This window comes from Pseudomonas sp. AC532, from assembly GCF_979258965.1.
On record NZ_OZ409888.1, the window covers coordinates 2012290 to 2030899 of the forward strand.

At 63.1% G+C, this 18610-nt stretch carries 16 protein-coding genes; 8 read left to right on the plus strand and 8 right to left on the minus strand.

Annotated elements, in window-relative coordinates:
• Positions 1–22 precede the first annotated feature (22 nt).
• Genes ACZ0AV_RS09575 through ACZ0AV_RS09585 form a run of 3 tightly spaced genes read right to left on the minus strand, consistent with a single transcriptional unit; the run spans position 23 to position 5572 of the window.
• Positions 23–2287 carry a TonB-dependent receptor gene (locus tag ACZ0AV_RS09575; RefSeq protein ID WP_499150825.1) on the minus strand — a complete coding sequence of 755 codons (2265 nt, stop codon included), beginning with the start codon at positions 2285–2287 and terminating at the stop codon, positions 23–25.
• A 26-nt stretch (positions 2288–2313) separates the two neighbouring features.
• Positions 2314–4764, minus strand: coding sequence for a hybrid sensor histidine kinase/response regulator (locus tag ACZ0AV_RS09580; protein WP_499150826.1), 2451 nt, complete (start codon positions 4762–4764; stop codon positions 2314–2316).
• Positions 4765–4771: 7 nt separating this feature from the next.
• Positions 4772–5572: a response regulator transcription factor gene (locus tag ACZ0AV_RS09585; protein ID WP_499150827.1), complete on the minus strand. Its 801-nt coding sequence runs from the start codon at positions 5570–5572 to the stop codon at positions 4772–4774.
• Positions 5573–5716: 144 nt separating this feature from the next.
• Between ACZ0AV_RS09585 and ACZ0AV_RS09590 the strand changes: the two genes are divergently transcribed.
• Entirely contained in the window at positions 5717–6712 is a 996-nt protein-coding gene (locus tag ACZ0AV_RS09590) for a LysR family transcriptional regulator (RefSeq protein WP_499150828.1), read from the plus strand.
• 246 nt (positions 6713–6958) lie between these two features.
• Positions 6959–7396 (plus strand): hypothetical protein, encoded by a 438-nt coding sequence (locus tag ACZ0AV_RS09595; RefSeq protein ID WP_499150829.1) that lies wholly within the window; start codon positions 6959–6961, stop codon positions 7394–7396.
• A gap of 244 nt (positions 7397–7640) precedes the next feature.
• On the opposite strand, the gene ACZ0AV_RS09600 is transcribed toward ACZ0AV_RS09595, so the two are convergent.
• The 5 genes from ACZ0AV_RS09600 to hpaR form a co-directional block, all read right to left on the minus strand.
• On the minus strand, positions 7641–8576 hold the full coding sequence (locus ACZ0AV_RS09600; protein WP_499150830.1) for a p-hydroxyphenylacetate 3-hydroxylase reductase component: 936 nt from the start codon (positions 8574–8576) through the stop codon (positions 7641–7643).
• A gap of 61 nt (positions 8577–8637) precedes the next feature.
• A complete protein-coding gene (locus ACZ0AV_RS09605; RefSeq protein ID WP_499150831.1) occupies positions 8638–9807 on the minus strand; it encodes a p-hydroxyphenylacetate 3-hydroxylase oxygenase component in 1170 nt (389 codons plus the stop codon).
• 437 nt (positions 9808–10244) lie between these two features.
• Entirely contained in the window at positions 10245–11420 is a 1176-nt protein-coding gene (locus ACZ0AV_RS09610) for a Bcr/CflA family multidrug efflux MFS transporter (protein WP_499150832.1), read from the minus strand.
• 285 nt (positions 11421–11705) lie between these two features.
• Positions 11706–12623: a 4-hydroxyphenylacetate catabolism regulatory protein HpaA gene (gene hpaA / locus ACZ0AV_RS09615; RefSeq protein ID WP_499150833.1), complete on the minus strand. Its 918-nt coding sequence runs from the start codon at positions 12621–12623 to the stop codon at positions 11706–11708.
• 19 nt (positions 12624–12642) lie between these two features.
• Positions 12643–13065 carry a homoprotocatechuate degradation operon regulator HpaR gene (hpaR, locus tag ACZ0AV_RS09620; RefSeq protein ID WP_499150834.1) on the minus strand — a complete coding sequence of 141 codons (423 nt, stop codon included), beginning with the start codon at positions 13063–13065 and terminating at the stop codon, positions 12643–12645.
• 291 nt (positions 13066–13356) lie between these two features.
• On the opposite strand from hpaR, the gene ACZ0AV_RS09625 reads away from it, so the two are divergent.
• The 6 genes from ACZ0AV_RS09625 (at position 13357) to hpaH (ending at position 18595) form a co-directional block, all read left to right on the plus strand.
• Positions 13357–14013 (plus strand): fumarylacetoacetate hydrolase family protein, encoded by a 657-nt coding sequence (locus ACZ0AV_RS09625; RefSeq protein ID WP_499150835.1) that lies wholly within the window; start codon positions 13357–13359, stop codon positions 14011–14013.
• Positions 14014–14023: 10 nt separating this feature from the next.
• A complete protein-coding gene (locus ACZ0AV_RS09630) occupies positions 14024–14788 on the plus strand; it encodes a fumarylacetoacetate hydrolase family protein (RefSeq protein WP_499150836.1) in 765 nt (254 codons plus the stop codon).
• A gap of 22 nt (positions 14789–14810) precedes the next feature.
• Positions 14811–16271, plus strand: coding sequence for a 5-carboxymethyl-2-hydroxymuconate semialdehyde dehydrogenase (gene hpaE, locus ACZ0AV_RS09635; RefSeq protein WP_499150837.1), 1461 nt, complete (start codon positions 14811–14813; stop codon positions 16269–16271).
• Between the two features lie 101 nt (positions 16272–16372).
• Positions 16373–17296 (plus strand): 3,4-dihydroxyphenylacetate 2,3-dioxygenase, encoded by a 924-nt coding sequence (hpaD, locus tag ACZ0AV_RS09640; RefSeq protein WP_499150838.1) that lies wholly within the window; start codon positions 16373–16375, stop codon positions 17294–17296.
• A gap of 76 nt (positions 17297–17372) precedes the next feature.
• The gene (locus tag ACZ0AV_RS09645; protein WP_499150839.1) at positions 17373–17783 is read left to right on the plus strand and encodes a 5-carboxymethyl-2-hydroxymuconate isomerase; all 411 of its coding nucleotides are present in this window, start codon (positions 17373–17375) and stop codon (positions 17781–17783) included.
• 8 nt (positions 17784–17791) lie between these two features.
• A complete protein-coding gene (gene hpaH, locus ACZ0AV_RS09650) occupies positions 17792–18595 on the plus strand; it encodes a 2-oxo-hept-4-ene-1,7-dioate hydratase (protein WP_499150840.1) in 804 nt (267 codons plus the stop codon).
• Positions 18596–18610: the final 15 nt, after the last annotated feature.

The following is an 18610-nucleotide window of genomic DNA, read 5'->3' on the forward strand; positions in this document are numbered from 1 at the left end:
TGACCCGCGAGCATCTGGAGCGTCAGTAACGGCCGCGCAATGAAACGCCAACGGTGCGCGGCGCACCTGGCAGGACTCCGTAGTCCCCGGAGCCGAGCGTGGCGTAGAAGGCGCTGGCGTAGTCCTGATCGAAGATATTGCGCGCCCATAATTCTACGGCCCAGCCCTGGTCAGAGCGCCCTACCCCCAGGCGCAGGTCTGTCAGGCCATAGGCAGACTGGTAGCTGCCTTCGCCTCGCTCCAGCACGCCGTAGTAGCCGCTTCGCCAATCATGATCGATGGCGCCGAACAACTCCAGACCGGAAACCAGCGGCCTGCGATAGTCGATCCCGGTGGAAAGGCTCCACCGCGGCGCATTGAACAGCTGCTTACCTGACAGGTCGCACGACACCCCGCCACTCTCGGGAGCACAGGGTGCGTTGTCGAAGGAACGGTAGCGCGCATCGCTCAATGCCAGCCCCAGTCGCCATCCAACATGTGAAGTGAGTTGCAGGCGGCCATCGGCCTCGATGCCGCGCAGACGTACCTTGCCGACATTGATCAAACTGTCGCGCAACGGCGGGGATAGCTCATCGGCTGGCTCGCTGTTACTGAGCGCCTGGTAGTCGTCAACGTCGGTCTGATAAACAGCCACATCGAGCGAGGCACGGTCATTCCACCACCGGCTCTTGATACCGACCTCCACAGCCGTCGCGCGCTCGGCATCGAACACCGGCGCGACTGCATCTCCCGTGACCTCAAGATTGATGCCCCCGGCCTTGTAGCCCCTCGACCAGCGGGCATAACCAACCACGGTGTCGCTGAGCTGGTAGCTGACCGCCAACTGCCCGGACAGGTTGTTTTCCGCAACGCGGTTGCTTCGTGTGTAAGCACCGCCCAAGGCGATATCACGCAGCAGTTGGCCGCCCAATTGCGATACCAGGTCAGCACCCAGCGGCGCCAGGCCACTGACACCTCGCGTAATTTCGCCTCGCTTGCGCTCGCGAGAAAAACGCAGCCCAGGCGTGATAGCCAAACGCTCCGTGGGGCGCCAGGTGAACTGGCCGAAGAGTGCCTGTGTGTCGCTGTCCTGGCCGCCACGAAACTGCTGCTGCGCACCCTGCAGAATGGACGCGGGAACCATCCGGGCGGTGATACCGAGTGCGCGGACCTCAGGACGGTCGCCTAGAAAGAAGGCCGCGGCATCACGTCCGAAGGCCACATCGACGTCCCGCTGCAGCCGCTGTTGCAGGTAATAGGCACCAAGCACATAGTCGAAACGCTCGCCGAGTGACTGCGCCAGACGCAGCTCCTGGCTGAATTGGTGATGATCGAGCTGTACCGCCGAACGCGCGACCGAGAGCGGCATGCTGTCGGCGTCATGGCGGCTGTCATAAGACCAATCGCGATAGCCGGATAGGCTGGTCAGCGTGAGATCGTTGTCCAAGTAGTTATCGAGTTGCAGCGTCAGGCCGCGCTGCCGTGTTTGCAGGCGATTGCCATCGTTCTGCTCGACACGGCGGGCAAACGGCGAGACCGGTAAGGGTTGGTAGCCGACGAATGCTGCTCGCTGCCGCGTAATGCCGCTCAGCTGACTGGCAGCGAGAACCGCGCTCTCGTCCTGCACCGCATAGTCGCCGATCAGCCTGGCGCTGAACCGCTCGTTTGGTGTCCATAGCAGCTGGCCGCGAAACCCTTGGCGATCTTGTTCATTAAGCCGCTCGCCGTTGAAGCGATTGTCGATATCGCCGTCTCGGCTTACGTCGAAAACACTCAGCCGCCCTGCCAGTTCGTCATCAATCAGCGGGCCTGCGACGCTTGCACGGTAGTGGCGCAAACCATCCTGGCCCATTCTGATTTCACCCTGCCCTTCATTGACGAAACTCGGCATACGGCTTGTCAGGGTGATGGCGCCAGCGGTGGCATTCTTGCCGTATAGCGTTGCTTGCGGTCCGCGCAGAATCTCGACACGCTCGATATCGCCGAAATCCAGTGGGGTCATGCCCTGGCGGCCCAGGTAAACGCCGTCGAGAAATACTGCAACGCTACCGTCGAGCCCATCGTTGGCAGAGCTCGTGCCCAACCCCCGGATACCGATGGCGGCATAACGCGGATTGGGGGCGCTAAACAACACGCCGGGAACACGCTGCGCCAATGCGCCCAGATCGGCATCATGCAGTCGATCACCCTCGATTACCGAAACGCTGGCAGGAACCCGCTGGTTCGGTTCTTCACGATGGCTCGCGCCAACGACATTTACCGCCTCGAGCTCCACAGCCAGGGTGATGCCTGGCAGCGCAATCAGCATGCACAAAGATGCCCTCGTGACGCACCTCACACCGCCTCCTGAGATGCACTGGCGATGCGGCTCAGCTTATCCACGCGTGCCAGCAAATCCCTGCTGGAGGCAGGCTTGAGCAGTGTGTCATCGAAGCGCAGGCTGCCTGGCATATCCATGGGGCGCAACGCAGGCACAGCCGAATACAGCAGCACGGGCAGTTCTGGCCAGCGCGCGCGCACCCGGCTCAATAACGCCCAGCCATCCATGCCCGGCATGCGCATGTCGGAAATCAGCAAATCAAAGGTTTCGGATTCCAATTGCCCCAGAGCCTCCTCAGCACTGGCAGCGGTTTGCACCTCGAATTCGTAGCCCGCCAACAGATCACTGACCCAATCACGATTTTGCGGCAAATCATCGACGATCAGAATTTTTCGCCCACTACCGTCAACCTGCACCCCATGGTTCTCGACGAAGCTGCTGTCGAGGTCCTCTTCGCTGGCACAGGCTAGCGGCAACTGAAAGCTGAACCGACTGCCTTTCGGCTCCAGTCGCTGCAGCTCGAGCTCGCTGCCCATGATTTGTAGTAGCTGAGTGACGATCGACAGCCCCAGGCCACTGCCATCGTAGCCCTCTACCCCCTGACCACGCTGGAACGGCTTGAGCAGTCGCTCTGGAGACTGGGCGTCTATGCCGATACCGCTGTCGCTGATGCTGAAGTACAGAAGCACGTGACCAGGTGAGGTCTGCTGACAGGTCACCTCGAAAACGATTACGCCGTCATGGGTAAATTTCGCCGCGTTGCCCAACAGATTCAACAGCACCTGGCGAAGGCGACGGAAGTCAGCACGTACCAGGGCGGGCAGATCGTCGGCGAAGCAGCAGCCAAAGCGGTTGTTCTGACGCGCCGCCAGGAACCCGGCCTCCTCTCCCAGCTCCTGCAGAAAACCGTACAGGTATCCGGGTGCCAATGTGAGTTCCAGTTGCTGTAGCTCGCTCTTGGAAAACTCCAACAATTCATCGATCAGATCCAGCTGCTGCCGCGCATTGCGCTCGACCTTGTTGGGGAAATCTTCAACAACGCCGGCCCGGGCCATGCGCGCATAATCGATGATGCTCACCAGCGGTGAGCGCAAGTCATGGCTGATACGTGCCATCAACGAACTACGCGCTCGCAAGGACTCATTCAACTGCCCGGTACGGATGGCGACGGTGCTTTCCAGGCGCTCCTGCTCTTCGCGCTGCTGATTTTCGAGCGCCGTCAGCGCGTGACGCTCGCGGCGCCTGCTGCGAACCACCTCGGTGACCAGGGTACATACCAGGATGGCAACGCCCGGCAAGGTCGAAGACAGGCTGAGAACGCTCGCGCGAGCCTGCCAGGGCAGCGTGTCGAGCTGCAGAACATAGCGGACAACGAATTGCACCAGCATGAATAGCGGTACAGCCCATGCCATCCAGCTCAGTTGCAAACCGCGCCGCCAGGCGACGATCAGCGTTGCCGGCAAAAGGATGTAGGCAGCCACGCGCGTACACCACTCGGAGAGGGGCCTTCCTTGTACGGAGTCGACAAGAAGCCCCCAGAGGCAGGCTGCAGCGAAAGCGATCAGTACACCGTGATAAAGCCATCCCCAGACTGGCGGCAGCTGTCGCACCTGCAGCAACTCACGGGCATAGGCCAAAAAGCACAAAAACGACAGGATACTGAGCGCTGACCATAATGGAAGGCTCCACTGCATCAACCCCGGCCACAGGATCAGGTACCCGCTCGCGACAACGGTCACCAGTACATAGGAAAATACGGTTGTCGCATGCACGGCCAGCAGGCGTGAACGCACAATCCAACCGACCACGAGGCTGAACGGCACTATCAGCAACACGATGCCAAGGGTGATGCCGTCAGCCAGAGAAACCCATTGCCTATCCCGTAGCAGCGTCGTCTCGTCCCACAGGACTGGTTGCAGCAGCAACAGGGTCGGCGTGCTGATGCGCACCAATACCTGAACACGTTCACCGGGTTGTACCAGCAGCTCGAATACCGGCTGCCGTTCCGCCACCGGCCATTGCTCCAGCGGGTAAGCCGCTCCCGCGACCTGCCTGCCCCAGTTATCGCGGTCAAGGACATGCACCTGGATGTCATGCAGGCGGGGCTCGCCTACCGTAAGCCAGCGGCGACATACCTGTGAATGGCCGTTGTACAGCTCGAACTTGAGCCAGTAGGCCGAGTGACTGTACTCCTGGCCAAGCAACTCGGGCGTTGCAGCCTGGAAACGGGACTCAGGCAACGCCAACACCTGTGCGGCATCGAGCCGGGCAGTCACGTCCTCGAAAATCTTTGCCTGGGGCGCGAGATCCACGCGCGAGGCCTGACAAACATCCAGCGCCCACGCCGATGGGCCAAACGATAGGAGCAGGCACAAAAACCCAGAGGCGCAGCCAGACCTGCGCAACCGCACAGAACAGAACAAGGAAGCGACCTGGCGGAGCCAGCAGATGAGGCGAGCCGACATCAGCGGGTCATTGCCGACTTTCGTCGGCTGCGTGGTGACTATTCTTGGCGTGCGCTTGCTGGCGATACTGACTGGGCGTCATGCCAACACGCTCACGAAAGGCCGTGGTGAAGTTGCATGCGCTTCGAAAGCCGACCTGATCGGCAATGTCCTGGATATCCATCGCGCTGTCGCTCAGCAACTCCTGGCCTCGTCTTATGCGCACGTCGCGGATGTAGGCGAATACGGTGCTGCCCAGATGCTCACGAAAGATGCTCGACAGGCGCTTCTCATGGGTGCCGGCCTTGCGGGCAATTTCTGCCAGCGAGGGCATTTCTGCCAGGTTCTGTGTGATCACCCGCATGGCTACGCGCAGAGAAACCTCTTCCTGATTCGCCGGTTCAACGGCATCGGCGCTCGGGGCTACCGCAGGCTCACGCCATGACAGCTGCAGATGAATACGGATACGCGCCAGGATCTCCTGGGGATCGCAGCTTTTGAGGACATAATCCACGCTGCCCAGCGTCAGCCCCTCGATACGTTCCTCCACCGCGCCGGCAGAGGTAAGAAAGATCACCGGCGTTCGCTGCGTCGCAGGCGCTTCGCGCAACATGCGGCATAGGGCGAAACCATCCATTCCCGGCATGCGCACATCAAGCAGAATAAGATCAGGCTTGAGCGCCAGGGCACGCTGATAGCCCTGACGAGGATCGCTTGCCATGGAAAGACGCCAGGGCTGCTGACGCAGCAAGCCGACGATACCGCGCAGCTCCTCGGGAGAGTCGTCTATGACTAGGATATGCGGTGCATTATTGAAATTGTTCTGCATGAATTCGTCCCATCTGCGACATGGGCCCGGCGAACGATCCATCATGAGTCGCTGCACATCCTTCAAAGCAAAAGCGTCGTCCGCCACGGCAAAAGGCCCATCATCGATAGCGCGCTAAGATAACGCAAAGCCTTGTAGATAGACATGATGCCGCGTCCCACATATGACTACAGGTCGTCCCAAAAACCAGCGGCCACCTCTCCCCTGCAGGCAACCAACCTGGCAGATCTCTATTGGCTGGTGCACGTTGTCCAAGCTGGCGGCTTTTCCGCTGCGGCGTCGCGCACCGGAATGGCCAAATCCAATCTGAGCAGGCGCATCATCCAGTTGGAAAAGCGCCTGGAGGTGCAGCTGCTCATCAGGAAACCAGGCGCTCTGCACCTTACGCCCACAGGTTCACGCATTTATCAGCATGCTCTGGACATGCTGCACGCTGCAGAAGCAGTGGAGAGAATCACCAAACAGGCAAATGGCGTTCCGCGCGGCCCGTTGCATTTGGCAGCGCCGGGCATACTCTCGTCATGGATTTACGGCTGCCTACGCACGTTCAAGAATGATTACCCCGAAGTAGAGCTACACGTTACCGAGGCCGATGACCTAATCGATCTGGCGAACAATCAGCTGGATGCCTCCCTCAGCTTCCGCGATGTACCCGGCGATAGCACCGATGTAGTTTCCAGGCCTTTGGCCGAACTGCCGATGGTTATCGTAGGCACACCGCAGCTCGTGGAAAAACTTGGCGACCCCAAGCGTCTGGCAATTGTGAAGGATCTGGATCTGCTGGCCGCGATGTCGCCAGCCGATACACGCCCACGGACTTTGGGCAACGATGAACAATCAACCTTTAGGCCCGCCCTGCATGCAAAAGGCTATCAGGCTGTACTCAACGGTGCTCGTGCCGGCTTGGGCCTGGCCTGCCTACCGTTACATGGGTGCGTCGCAGACCTGCAGGCCGGCAAATTGCAGCTTACCTGTTCAGCGGAACGTCCATTGCCATCGAAGCTTCATGCACTCATGAATCCTCACAAAAGCATAACGCCTGCAGCCCGCGCACTCGTCAAACATCTTCGATACTCGTTGATAGGAGAGACGATTACAGGAATCGCCGCGCTGGATGATGATATCGCCACGTATCAGTGAACGCCCCCGCCATCGATAGGGCGCCAAAGCCGGCGCGTTCGGCTGCGGCAATCTATACTCCGGTGCGCAAGAGCAAGGCGGGGCGCTCTCGGCGTCATCACTCGGCCGGCCCCGCTGCATGAAAGCCCTGGAAGACAGACTGGCTATTGGTAGTGCCAGCCATCGAAATTGATGTGCCGGTTGCTGCAACAGCCGGTAACCTATGGGCTGGACTGGTAGGGAACCAAGCACGTAAGGAAGCGGAACATGATGTATCACACGACGAAACACGGCGTTTACCCGGACGAGTTCACTCGGGTTCTGCGCGTTGCCATGAGCAAGCATGACGAGATCCTGCTGACGATGCCGGGCAACAGGGACGGGCTGGCTGCGCCTATCGAGAGGTTGTTCGGGCAGGAAGTAGCCAAACGTTTGTTCGACGAGCGTGAGGCGACGGTGGTCCTGCCTGGCGGCGCGCAGAAGACGCTCTACCTTGCTTCCATAAACGGCTGCACCTGCTTCAAGAAGGGTTCTGTCGTTCTGCCCTGGGTGGCGCTCGACACGGTTTACAAAGCAGCTGAAAAGCATGCTGCCTCGGACACCTTCTACATTGCCAACGACGGCCCGGGCACTCCGTACCGCCAGCCGGGTACGGACGAGCTCACGCGCTACCAGAAGAGCTATCCAAAGTCCAAGGCAGTGTGACCAGCGCAGCGACCAGAGCCTGACAGGCGGGGCACGCCCAGCCACAGCGGATCCCGTCAGCCGCTGTGCTGAACCGGGCTGCGGCCCGGCAGCACAGGCGCGTTGCATGGACTCTCCCCTGAAACGATCGCCGAGCGCGCCTGCCCGCTGGCGTTGGGCTGGCCTGGCCACGTGCGCGCTGTCAGCCAGCCCCGACAAGACCATGACATGTCCGGCTCAGGCCGCAGCGGTGCGCAGTCACCGCTCATAAGCCGCCGGCAACACCCCGCAGTACGCTTTTGAACGCCTCGATCTGCGCTGCGGAAAACCCCGCGAATGCGCGAACCTGTTGCTGCTCGGCGATGTTCCACAGGGTTTCGGCCTGTTCATGGCCGAGCTCGGTGAGCCCTACCCCAGCCCCGCAATCGCGCAACATGCCTTTGCGCTTGAGCGTTTCCAGCGACTCTTCGATTTCCCGTACCGGCATGGCGACAAGTTGCTGGAGGTCGGCCATGTCCAGGCTGGAATCCTTGTCCATGACCATGAGCATGCGGGCTTCGCTGGTGCGAAAGCCGGTGGCCAGTTGGCGCGGCTGGTAGTCGGTCTGGTAGCGGCGCACCGCCTGGGTCATCAGGTAGTACAGGTTATGGCTCAGGCGCCCCTGAAAGGCGGTCTTGCCAACGCTATCGGTCTTTTTTAGTGATCGCGGGTGGGGCAATACCGACGAATAGACGCCCTGGTGATAAAGCAGTGGCGAGCGCCCCAGGTCATCGAAGGCGATCACCTTGCCGATCAGGATCCAGTGATCACCGCCGTCGACCTGCTGGTGCATTTCGCACTGGAAACGCGCTGCGCAGTCAAAGAGCAGCGGTGCCCCACCGGCACCGGCGTCATGTTCGATGTCGGCGAACTTGTCGTCGCTGTGACGGGCAAACTGGTTGGACAGGTCGATCTGGTCCGCCGCCAGGATGTTCACGACGAAGTGGCTGGCCTCGTTGAACACCTCGTAGCTGGTGGAGCGTTTGTCGATACTCCAGAGAATCAGCGCAGGCTCCAGGGACACGGAGTTGAAGCTGTTGGCGGTCACGCCGACCTTACGCCCGCCGACTGCGGCAGTCATGATGGTTACCCCGGTGGCGAAGTTGCCCAGGGCACGGCGAAAGGCACGCGGGTCGAAGCCCGCCGGTTGTTGATCGGTCATGGTTGTCCTCACTGCCGGGCGCGCGCCCGGCCTATCGATTCGCGGGAAGGGGATGGCGGATTCAGACCATGCTCGGGTCAGGCTCCAGCCCCATTAGCTCCCGACCGAGGATCTGTGCGCACACGTCGTAGTCGGTGTAGGCATGGGCGGCGGTCATGTGCGAGTCGCGCCACAGGCGCTGCAACTCGTTGCTCTCCATCCAGGCGGTGCCGCCTGCAGCTTCGAACAGCCGGTCGACGGCCTGCACGCACATCTTCACGGCATAAGCCTGATTGGTGCGCCAGAAGGCCAGTGTTTCGCGGCTCGGGTACTGCTGGCGCTCACCATGTTCGGCGTGTTCGCGCCAGGTCTTTTCGAGAAACGCGCGGGCGGCAGCGACCTGATGAGTGGATTCGGCCAGGCGCATCAGCGCCGGCGTGGCAGCACCGACGCTGGCACCGGTGTAGGCGCGCACGCGGTTGCGAGTCTTGTCCTGAAAGGCCGCGAGCATGCGCTCGGCCACGCCCAGGCTGACGGTGGAGAAGCCACTGGCGAAGTAAGGACGATAAGGGCTGTAGAAGATCTTGCTGTCCGGGTAAAGGCCGAAGCCGGCCGACTTGCCTTCCATCATGTCCCTGGCTTTCTGGATGCGATACTCCGGCACGAATACGTTGTCGATGATCAGCGTCTTGGTACCACTGCCCTTCATGCCGACCGCGTACCAGTCATCCCGGATCTGGTAGTCATCACGCGGCAACACCGCAAAGCAGTAGTCCTGCCCACCCTCGGCATTGTGCCGGCGACAGCCGACGATGGCCCACTCGGCGTGGTCGCTGCCGCTGCTCCAGCCCATCTGGCCGCTGAACAGCACACCGCCCTCGACCTCTTCGACCTTGCCGAAGGGGGCAATGGAACTGCTGGCGGTGGCATGCGGATCGTCTCCCCAGACCTCGTCCTGCAGTTGTTTGGGGAACATCGCCAACTGGTGGCTATGGGTGCACAGCAGGCTCAGGGCCCAGGCGGTGCTGGCGCACGCACCGGCCAGCAGGGCAATGCAGTCACAGAACTCGGGCAAGGACATTTCCAGGCCGCCATAAGCACGGGGCTGAAAGGCACGGTGCAGGCCGATGCCCTTGAGCATCGCGATATTCTCGGCCGGCACCATGCGGTCCTGCTCTGCCCGGCCAGCATTGGCGGCGATGGCAGGCAGAATTTCACGGAGCGCGGCGAGGAGCGAGTTTGGCTTATTCATGCTGTTCGACCTGCTTATTGTTGGTTATCGGCCATCGGCACGGGGCGCGTACCCAAGGCAACCAGGGTTGCGCGTGAAGCGCACAGCGCCTGGGGTGCATTGGGCGTACCGAAATGTTTGCGAGGTCATTATGCAGAGCGCTGCGGGCGGCAAAAATGCACGTTCCGCAGGCAATATTGTACTTTCCGTGGCGATTACGACCGTTCTACCAAACCACCCTTCTGGCCGACTGCAAACCTGCCGGGCCTTAGAACCTGTTCACGATCTGCATGTGCAGAAGCGGCAGCTAGCAGCCGTCGCTGGTCCATTGTGGGAGCGGGCCATGCCCGCGAAAAATCACGGGCATGGCCCGTTCCCACAGGATAGGGGGAATGACCGCTTGCGCCACTTAGCTGCCAAAATCGACGAACCTGGGCTGAAAGATTATGAACGGGCTCTTAGCGACGGCTCAACAGAAAGGCCAGCAGCACACCGACCCCGGCGCAGCCCATCAGCAGGCCCATCGGCCAGGGGCTGCCGTCGTACAACAGGCTGACAAGCGCACTGGCCAGGGTACCCAGGCCAAATTGCGAGGCTGCCGCCAGCCCGGCAGCGGCGCCAGCCTGGCGCGGGAACAGCGACATCAGGCAGGCCAGGCAGTTGGCCGCGATCATTCCGGTAACGCTGACGTAGGCCAGCACACACAGCACCAAGGCCGGCAAGCCGCCCCACTCGCTGGCCGCGAAAAACAGCAGGGCCATGCCCGCCAGCGCGCTGATGCCGGCGCCCAGCCCCAGCATCCGCGATGGGCCCACGCGCCGGACCAGCCGCGCATTGACGAAGCTCATGGCCATGATGCCAAGGATGTTCAGCGAAAAGAGCCAGCCGTAGTGCTGCATCGAGACGGCGAAGAACTCGATGTACACGAAGGGCGACGCGGTGATGAAGGCGAACATGCCGGCGAACGCCAGGCCCATGCACAGGATGTAGCCGATGGCCTGGGGCTGACGGGCGATCTGCACGTAGGCACGAAAGGCCAGCCCCACCGAGGCACCCCGTGACTCGCGTGGCAGGGTTTCGGGAATGCCGCGCCAGACCAGCACCAGGCACACCCCGGCGAACCCCAGGAGGATGACGAACAACACCCGCCAGCCACTGACCAGGATCAGGTAGCCACCAAGCAACGGAGCGATCAGCGTGGCGATCATGGTCACCTGCTGCATCAGCGAGAGCACCCGCGCCGCGTCATCGAGCGGGAACAGGTCGCGCACGATGACCCGCGCGAGCACCGAGGCGGAAGCGCCACCGAGCGCCTGCAGCAGCCGCCAGCCAATCAGCTGGTGCGGTTCGCTGGCCAGTGCGCAACCAAGGCTGGCCAGCATGTACAGGCAGATGCCGCCAAGCAGCAGGCGCCGCCGCCCGAAACGGTCCGACAGGGGACCGTAGAACAGCATGCCCAGGCTGAAGCCGGCGAGAAACAGGCCGATGGTCATCTGCACCTGTGCTGCACTCGCCTGCAGGTCGTCGGCAATGAGCGGCACGCTGGGCAGGTACATGTCGATCGACAGCGGACCGAACGCCACCAGTGCGGCGAGCAGAACGATCAGCCGTTTCGGCTGGTGAACGAGTGACATGCAAGACTCCGTACAGTCAGAGAAACACCAGCAACGGCGCCCGGCAGCAGGGTGAAATCGAGGCCGAGATCGCCGCTGGGGCTGCCAGCAGCCGGGGCTATTCGCCGTACTGATCCACATGCTCGCAGCTCGCACAGCGCACCTGCGCGTTGCCTGAAAAGAAGACGGCCGGATTAAATTAGTTAACAAGTTAATTTATTTTCACGCAAATCCACAAGCGGCCAGTGCGACGAGCCGATGAACCTGGGAACCGAGGGGAGCAGCCTGCTGCCCGAAAGCGCCGACTCAGCGCCAGGCGTCCTGCTTGTCCTGCCAGTGCCGTTGGCGGTATTCGCCCGGCGCCATGCCGGCGTTGCGGGCGAAGAAGCGGCTGAAGTAGCCGGGATCCTTGAAGCCGAGCTGGTAGCCCACCTCGCTGATCGAAGCGCCGCCGAACAACAACAGCCGCTTGGCCTCCTGCATCAGGCGCTCGTGCACCAGGCGTTTGGAAGGCAGGCCGGCGATGCGGCGGCAAATGTCATTGAGGCGCGCCTCGGTCACGCCAATGCTCGCCGCATAGGCGGCCAGCGGCCAGTGCTGCGGGTAATGTTGCTCGATCAATGCGTTGAAGCGATGGAAGAACTGCAGGTCGTCGCGGCGTTCCGGCTGGGCCTTGAGCGAGCGCGTGGACAAGCGCAGCAAGCCGATCATGATCAGCCGCGTCAGCGCCTCCAGGCTGGCCGCCCGGCCGGGATGGGCCGCGGCGAATTCGCTGCGCAGGTGCTCGAAGCACAGGTCGAGCCGGGCGACCTCTGCCTCGAAGCCACCGCCCAGCTCGTCGAATGCCACGCACACCGCACCGATGCGCGGCCCGGCAGCCAGACCATGGCTGGCCTCCAGCAGCGGCCACACCCACTCCTGGCGCACGGTCAGCACGTGGCCATCGGCCTCGGCGTCGGTAACGAAGGCATGCGGGACGGTAGGCGGGGTGAGAAAGAACATCGGCCCCTGCTGCTGGTAACGCTGGTCGTCCAGAAATACCCGCACCGTGCCGCTCTTGACGTAATGCACCTGGAAAAAACGGTCATGCCGATGCACCGGCATGTTGCGCCCGAAGAAATCGGCGAGCTTGCCCAGGGCCTCGTAATGCACGTCGGCATCGGCGTAGCGCTGATCGTAGACCTGGCCGATGTCGATGTTGGGTATCGGTGCACGACTCGCCATCGCTACACCCTCCCCGGCCTCAGGGCTTGATCTGTTTCAGTTCGTTGAGCAGCCCCAGCAGTTGCTGGAGCTTGTCAGCGCCGAACTGCTCGAGAATCCGCTGGTAGTTGCGCTCCATATCCTCGCTCATCGCCACGAAGCATTGCTGGCCCGCCTCCGTGAGGCCCACGTAGACGCGCCGCTGGTCCTGCGGCGCCTTCCAGCGGCGCACCACGCCGTCACGCTCCATGCGCGCGAGCACGCCGGTCATGCTCGGTTTGAGGATGCACGCCTGCTGCGCCAGTTGGTAACTCTCCATCTCGCCGCTCTGGCGCAGGATACGGATGATCCGCCACTGCTGCTCGGTCAGCCCGTGCTGGTTGAGCGAGGGCCGAAAGAACCCCATGGTCGCTTCACGGGCTTGCAGAAGCGTCAGGGTCAGGGAGGGTCGGTAGGCAGACATCGGTTCACTCATGGCTGGTGGGTAGCGGCAGGTCTGATTTAAGCAACAACCGCCTGGCGGACGCAAACGCGGCTTGGACGCTGCCGGCCGTTGGCACGCTCGATCAAAAAGCCTGGCAGCCGCAGACAATCGGCCCGCGCCAATGACGGTTTAAATAGCCCCCATGGACCGAGTGAAAGGCATCGCCACGCAACCATCGTTAACATATTAATAAACTACTCGACCTGCCGACCGATCAGTGAGCCGCCAGCGGCGCTCTCGGGCAGCGGCAGTCCGAGCCAGGAGTGAAGCATGCGTCGCGCCACCAGCGAAATCGCCACAGGCACCCTGTTCGGCATCGCCCTGAATTACCAGGGCCTGCTGGACAGCCGACTGGCTGAATTCAACGAACTTCCCTACCAGAAGCCACCGGTCAAACCGGTGCTGTTCATCAAGACCCCGAACACCCGCAACGGCGATGGCCAGGCGGTGCTCGCCCCCGCTGGCGAGCGCCTGCAACCGGGCCCGGCGCTGGGGGTGGTGATCGGCACGCGCGCCAGCCGCGTCAGCCAGGCCGACGCCCTCGCCCACGTCGCCGGCTACCTGATCGTCAATGAATTCAGCCTGCCGGAAGACAGTTACTACCGGCCAGCCGTCAAGGCCAAGTGCCGTGACGGGTTCTGCGCTCTGGGCAGCGAGGTGACGCCCGCCAGCCAGGTAGCCGACCCGCACGCGTTGAGCCTGAAGCTGCTGGTCAACGGTGAGCTTCGCCAGCAAAACAGCACCGCCAACCTGGTGCGCGGCATTCCCCAGCTGATTGCCGAACTGAGCGAATTCATGACCCTGCACGCTGGCGACGTGCTGATCACCGGCACGCCGGAAGGCCGTGTCGACGTCCAGCCCGGCGACGAAGTCGTGGTCGAAATCAGCGGCCTGGGCCGCCTGAGCAACAGCATCGTGGCGCAGTGAGGCCAGAACCATGAAACACGCACGTATCCGCTATGAGAACACGATCCATCAGGTCACCGTGGAAGCCGACAACGCGCTGCGCCTGGCCGATGGTCGGTTGCTCGGCGAAGCCGAGGTCGAGTGGCTGCCGCCGGCCCAGGGCAGCATGTTCGCCCTCGGCCTGAACTATGCCGACCATGCCGCCGAACTGGCCTTCAAGGCGCCGACCGAGCCGCTGGCGTTCATCAAGTCACCGGGCACCTACACCGGCCACAACGGCGTGACCTGGCGCCCGGACAACGTCAAGTACATGCACTACGAGTGCGAACTGGTGGCGGTGATCGGCAAGCCGGCGAAGAACGTCAGGCGCGAAGAGGCGCTCCAGTACCTGGCGGGCTACACCGTGTGCAACGACTACGCGATCCGCGACTACCTGGAAAACTATTACCGGCCCAATCTGCGGGTGAAGAACCGCGACTGCACCACCCCGGTCGGGCCCTGGATCATCGATGCCGCCGAGGTGCCGGATCCCTCGGCGCTCACGCTGCGCACCTGGATCAACGGCGAGCTGAAGCAGGAAGGCACCACGGCCGACATGATCTTCGACATCCCCTACCTGATCGAATACTTCTCCAGCTTCATGACCCTGCAGCCCGGCGACATGATCGCCACCGGCACGCCCGAAGGCCTGGCCGACGTGGTGCCGGGCGACGTGGTGGTGACCGAGGTGCAAGGCGTTGGCCGGCTGGTCAACCGCATCGTCAGTGAACGCGACTTCTTCGCCGCTCGCGGCTAACCCCAGCAGAGAGACAACGAGCATGATCAAGCACTGGATCAACGGCACGGAAGTCGAGAGCCGCGAGACCTTCACCAATTACAACCCGGCCACCAACGAAGCCATCGGCGAAGTCGCCAGCGGCGGCGCCGAGGAAATCAACCAGGCCGTGGCCGCCGCCCGGGAGGCGTTTCCGAAGTGGGCCAGCACCCCGGCCAAGGAGCGCGCCAGGCTGATGCGCAAGCTGGGCGAGCTGATCGACCAGAACGTGCCGCGCCTGGCCGAGCTGGAGACCCTCGACACCGGCCTGCCGATCCACCAGACCAGGAACGTGCTGATCCCCCGCGCGTCGCACAACTTCGACTTCTTCGCCGAAGTCTGCACGCGCATGGACGGCCACAGCTACCCGGTCGACGACCAGATGCTCAACTACACCCTGTACCAGCCGGTGGGCGTCTGTGCGCTGGTGTCGCCGTGGAACGTGCCGTTCATGACCGCGACCTGGAAGACCGCGCCCTGCCTGGCCCTGGGCAACACCGCGGTATTGAAGATGAGCGAGCTGTCGCCGCTGACGGCCAACGAGCTGGGCCGCCTGGCGCTGGAAGCCGGCATTCCGCCCGGCGTGCTCAACGTGGTGCAGGGCTATGGCGCCACCGCCGGCGACGCCCTGGTGCGCCACCCGGACGTACGCGCCATTTCCTTCACTGGCGGCACCGCCACCGGCAAGCGGATCATGCAGACCGCCGGCCTCAAGAAGTACTCCATGGAGCTGGGCGGCAAGAGCCCGGTGCTGATCTTCGACGACGCCGACCTGGACCGTGCCCTCGACGCCGCGCTGTTCACCATCTTCTCGCTGAACGGCGAGCGCTGCACCGCGGGTAGCCGGATCTTCATCCAGGAAACCGTCTACGAGCAGTTCGTCGCCGAGTTCGCCGCCCGTGCCAGGCGCCTGATCGTCGGTGACCCGACCGACCCGAAGACCCAGGTCGGTTCGATGATCACCCAGGCGCATTACGACAAGGTCACCGGCTACATCAGGATCGGTATCGAGGAAGGCGCCAACCTGGTCGCTGGCGGCCTGGAGCGCCCGGCCAACCTGCCGGCCCATCTGGCCCGCGGCCAGTTCATCCAGCCGACGGTGTTCGCCGACGTCGACAACCGCATGCGCATCGCCCAGGAAGAAATCTTCGGCCCGGTGGCCTGCCTGATCAAATTCAGGGACGAAGCCGAAGCGCTGCGCCTGGCCAACGACACCGAGTACGGCCTGGCCTCCTACATCTGGACCCAGGACATCGGCAAGGCCCACCGCCTGGCCCACGGCATCGAGGCCGGCATGGTGTTCATCAACAGCCAGAACGTGCGCGACCTGCGCCAACCGTTCGGCGGCGTGAAGGGCTCCGGCACCGGCCGTGAAGGCGGCGAATACAGCTTCGAGGTATTCAGCGAAGTGAAGAACGTGTGCATTTCCATGGGCAGTCATCACATTCCACGCTGGGGTGTTTGACGATCGGCTCGCGCGGATGATCCGGGCGGGTTTATAACCGGCCTGTGTCACCCGTTTCCAGCGTGCAGACCAACCACAAGACATCGCGAGGAGAACCCGTCATGGGCACAGTCGCTCTAGCTGCCAAGATCACCCACGTGCCATCGATGTACGTCTCGGAACTGCCGGGGCCACGCCAGGGCTTTCGCCAGGCGGCCATCGACGGGCACCTGGAAATCAGCCGACGCTGCCGTGAACTGGGCGTGGACACCCTCGTGGTGTTCGACACCCACTGGCTGGTCAACGCCAACTACCACATCAACTGCGGGCCGCACTTCAAGGGGCTGTACACCAGCAACGAGTTGCCGCACTTCATCAGCAACATGGCGTACGAGTTTCCGGGCAACCCCGGGCTGGGCCAGCTCCTCGCCGAGGCGTGCAACCGCTTCGGCGTGGAAACCATGGCCCACCATGCCACTACCCTCGCCCCCGAATACGGCACGCTGGTGCCGATGCGCTACATGAACAAGGACCAGCACTTCAAGGTGATCTCGGTCTCCTCGCTGTGCACCTCGCACTACCTACACGACAGCGCCCGCCTCGGCTGGGCGATGCGCAAGGCGGTGGAAGACAACTACGACGGCAACGTCGCATTCCTGGCCAGCGGCTCGCTGTCGCATCGCTTCGCCCAGAACGGCCAGGCGCCGGAATACGCCACGAAGATCTGGAGCCCGTTTCTGGAAACCCTCGACGAGCGTGTCATCGAGATGTGGCAGAACGCCGAGTGGCAGGAGTTCTGCGGCATGCTGCCCGAGTACGCGGCCAAGGGCCATGGCGAAGGTTTCATGCACGACACCGCCATGCTGCTGGGCGCCCTGGGCTGGTCCGCGTACGACGGCCAGGCCGAAGTACTGACGCCCTACTTCGCCGCCTCGGGCACCGGGCAGATCAACGCGGTTTTCCCGGTCACGCCCCAGGATGGTTCAGCACTGCCGCCGCCCCAGGCCGCCAACCCGGCAGGTGTGGTGTCGACCAGCCGCCTGTAGCCGCACCGCACACCCCCAAGCCACGTGCACGTTTCGCTGGCGCGACAGCCGTCGCGCCAGCGCCCTGGAGAACCAAATGCCCCACCTGGTGCTGCTCTACACCCCTGACCTCGAGCACGAGGCAGACATCCCCGGCCTGTGCCGGGCCCTGGCCGACGGCATGCTCGAACAGCGTGATGAGCAGGGCAAGGCGGTGTTCCCCACCGGCGGTACCCGCGTACTGGCCTACCCGGCTGCACATGCGGCGGTCGCCGACGGCCAGGGTGACTATGGCTTCCTGTACGCCAACCTGCGCATGGGGCCGGGCCGCAGCGCCGCGGTACACACGCGGGTCGGCGACAGCCTGCTGGCGGTGCTGCGCAGCGCCCTGGGTGAGATCGTCGCGCAGCGCCCGGTAGGCATCACCCTGCAGATCGACGAAGGCCAGGCGCAGGTCTACGACGGCAAGCACAGCAGCCTGCACCCCCTTTTCAACAAGACGCCCTGAGGTTTGCCATGCTCGACTCCGCCTTCATCAGAGAAGCCGCCGCCCGCCTGGACGCCGCCGAGCGTTCGCGACAGCAGGTGCGCCAGTTTTCCCTGGACCAGCCGGCCATCACCATCGAGGACGCCTACGCCATCCAGCGCGCCTGGGTGGCCCGCAAGATCGAGGGCGGCCGCAAACTGGTCGGCCACAAGATCGGCCTGACCTCACGCGCCATGCAGGTGTCCTCGAACATCAGCGAGCCGGACTACGGCGCGCTGCTCGATGACATGTTCTTCGATGAAGGCACCGACATCCCCTTCGCACGTTTCATCGTGCCGCGGGTAGAAGTGGAGCTGGCGTTCATTCTCGGCAAGCCGCTGAAAGGCCCGAACGTGACGCTCTTCGACGTGCTGGACGCCACCGAATGGGTGATCCCGGCGCTGGAGATCATCGATGCGCGCATCCAGCAGGTCGACCCGGACAGCGGCGCCACCCGCAAGGTCTTCGACACCATTTCCGACAACGCCGCCAATGCCGGTGTGGTGATGGGCGGCCGCGCCGTGCGGCCGACCGAGATCGACCTGCGCAAGGTGCCGGCGGTGCTCTACCGCAACGGCGTGATCGAGGAGTCCGGAGTATCGGCGGCGGTGCTCAACCACCCGGCCAAGGGCGTGGCCTGGCTGGCCAACAAGTTGGCGCCCTATGACGTCACCCTGCAGCCGGGGCAAATCATCCTCGGCGGCTCGTTCACCCGCCCGGTGGCGGCCAACCCCGGCGACACCTTTCACGTCGACTACGACATGCTCGGCAGCATCGCCTGCCGATTCGTCTGAGCCCCCCGGAGCCGC